Origin of the sequence: Jiangella rhizosphaerae, from assembly GCF_003579925.1 — a bacterium.
Taxonomy (GTDB): Bacteria; Actinomycetota; Actinomycetes; order Jiangellales; family Jiangellaceae; genus Jiangella; species Jiangella rhizosphaerae.
The window spans coordinates 1-2636 of the sequence record NZ_QUAL01000280.1; the positions used below are offsets into that span (position 1 = coordinate 1).

The window sequence follows — 2636 nt, forward strand, 5'->3', positions numbered from 1 at the left end:
CGTGCCGGGCGCGCCGGCGCCGACGACGACGGCGGCCGCCGCGGCCCCGCCGCGGAGCAGCCCGCGCCGGCTGACTGCGGCCTCGACGATGTCGCCGAAGTAGGCGTTGTCGCTGGTGTTGGGCGCTTCGTGGGCGCACGCGTCGGCGCAGCGGTACCGGCAGGTCATGGCGCTGCGGCCGCCGCGATGCGCGTCGAGCAGCGGGAGCAGCCGCCGGCGGCCGGGGGCGTCGTCGTGGTCGGGCATCGGTGTGACTCCCTCCGCCAGGGGCACGAACGTGGTGTCACAGCGTAGGTAAACATTCACCCGTTGGCTACCGAGAAGTCACGAATCGCGTGGTTGCGGCTTACTCGGGTGCTCACCAGGCCCCGAGGGTGCATGCTGGACCCACGGGGAGAGGGGGCCGGCATGGTCACGACGTCGCTGATCGAACGGATCCGCAGCGGCATCATCGGCGAGGGCGAGGTGCTGCACGGGCCGTACGGCGCCCGCCGCATGACCTACGCCGACTACACGGCGTCGGGCCGGTCGCTGGACTTCATCGAGGACTTCGTCCGCGAGCAGGTGCTGCCGCTCTACGCCAACACGCACACCGAGAGCTCCGGCACCGGCCTCCAGACGACGCTGCTGCGCGAGGACGCCCGACGGACGATACGGAACTCGGTCGGCGGTACGGACGACCACCTGGTCGTGTTCACGGGGTCCGGCGCCACGTCGGCCGTCAACAAGCTGATCGGCATCCTCGAGCTGCGGCTGCCGGCCGGCGCGCCGAAGCGGCACGGCGTGCTCTACGACGTCCCGCAGAACCGGCCGGTGGTCTTCGTCGGGCCGTACGAGCACCACTCCAACGAGCTGCCGTGGCGCGAGACCATCGCCGACGTCGTCGCCGTCGACACCGACGCCGACGGCCACATCGACCTCGCGCAGCTCGACCGGTTGCTGGGTGCCTACGCCGACCGCCCGCTGCGCATCGGCAGCTTCTCCGCCGCCTCCAACGTCACCGGTGTGCTGACCAACACCGAGCGCATCGCCGCCCTTCTGCACCAGCACGGCGCGCTGTCGTTCTGGGACTACGCCGCCGCCGGCCCGTACGTCCCGATCCGCATGGCCGAGAGCGCGCCCGGCGCCGGCGACCACAAGGACGCGATCTTCCTGTCGCCGCACAAGTTCGTCGGCGGGCCGCAGACCCCGGGCGTGCTGGTGGTCGACCGCGCGCTGGTGCAGAACCAGGTCCCGACGGTGCCCGGCGGCGGCACCGTGGAGTTCGTCAGCCCCGACGAGCACCGCTACCTCGACGACCCGGTCGCCCGCGAGGAGGGCGGCACGCCGGCGATCGTCGAGTCGATCAGGGCCGGGCTGGTGTTCGGGCTCAAGGACGCCGTGGGCACCGACCTCATCCAGGAGCGCGAGGAGGCGCTCTGGCGCTACGCGCTGCGCCGGTGGAGCGACGTGCCGCAGATCGACGTGCTCGGCAACCGCGACGTGCCGCGGCTGTCCATCGTGTCGTTCCGCATCCGCCACGGCGACCGCTTCCTGCACCACAACTTCGTGGTCGCGCTGCTCAACGACCTCTTCGGCATCCAGGCGCGCGGCGGCTGCTCCTGTGCCGGACCGTACGGCCACCGCCTGCTGTCCGTGGGGCCGGCGCAGTCGACGGCCTTCCGCGACGTCGTCGGCGTCGGCTGCGAGGGCATCAAGCCCGGCTGGACCCGGCTGAACTTCAACTACTTCATCTCCGACACCGTCCGCGACTACCTGGTCGACGCGGTCGCGCTGATCGCCGCCGACGGGTACCGCCTGCTGCCCGACTACGGGTTCGACCCGCACACCGGGCTGTGGCGGCACCGCGAGGGGACGTCGCGGCCGCCGGTCCGGCTGACGGGGCTGCACTACGACGAGCAGGGCACGCTGGTCGGGGCGCAGCGGCACGATCGGGTCGGCGAGGAGGCCCTGGCCGCGCACCTCGCCGAGGCGCGGGACGTCCTGGCCGGCCGGCCCGGCACTGTCGAGGACGGCCCGACGGGGCTGTCGGACGAGTTCGAGGCGCTGCGCTGGTTCGTCCTGCCGCCGTCGTGCGTCGTCGCCGCCGACACGTCGGTCGAGGTCCTCGTCGACGACCGCTGCGCGCGTCACTGACCCTGTCATGTCGCCCCGGTCGTGTCGCCTCAACAGCGGGTGGGTGGGCTGGCCGGGCGGCTCAGGACAGCGCCCAGGCGAGCAGGACCAGTACCTGCCCGGCGGCCTGGGCCAGGGCGAAACGCCGCAGCGCCGGGCGCAGCGCCGCCCGCTCCACTCTCGCCCGCATCGGGACGACGGCGGCCAGCGCGGCGGCGACGTGGGTGGCGTGGGCGCCCAGCACCGCGAGGCTCAGCCAGCCGGTGATCGCCCCGTCGGCGGCCAGTCCGCACAGCGCGCACACCGCGAGGAAGGCCGTCGCCGCGTGCGAGGACGGCAGCGCCGCGGCCGAACCGCCCGCCAGCACGACGACCAGCAGACCGAAGGGCGATACCGACGTCCATCCGGCGACGGCGAGCACCATCATGACCACCGCCGCCGCCAGCGCCGCGCGCACCACCCAGCCGGGCAGCGCGGGGCCGAGCGCGCCGGGCGGGACGGCCCCGTCCCGCGGGACGGCC

General features: G+C 73.7%; 1 protein-coding gene and 2 pseudogenes. 1 reads left to right on the top strand and 2 read right to left on the bottom strand.

Annotated features, from left to right (window positions below; translation table 11 throughout):
• Positions 1–246: pseudogene (locus DY240_RS23260) on the bottom strand (phosphatase); the annotation flags it as partial.
• A gap of 162 nt (positions 247–408) precedes the next feature.
• Here DY240_RS23260 and DY240_RS23265 point away from each other — a divergent pair.
• Positions 409–2136 carry an aminotransferase class V-fold PLP-dependent enzyme gene (locus tag DY240_RS23265; RefSeq protein ID WP_199702177.1) on the top strand — a complete coding sequence of 576 codons (1728 nt, stop codon included), beginning with the start codon at positions 409–411 and terminating at the stop codon, positions 2134–2136.
• A gap of 61 nt (positions 2137–2197) precedes the next feature.
• Here DY240_RS23265 and DY240_RS32360 read toward each other — a convergent pair.
• A pseudogene (locus DY240_RS32360) lies at positions 2198–2636 on the bottom strand (hypothetical protein); the annotation flags it as partial.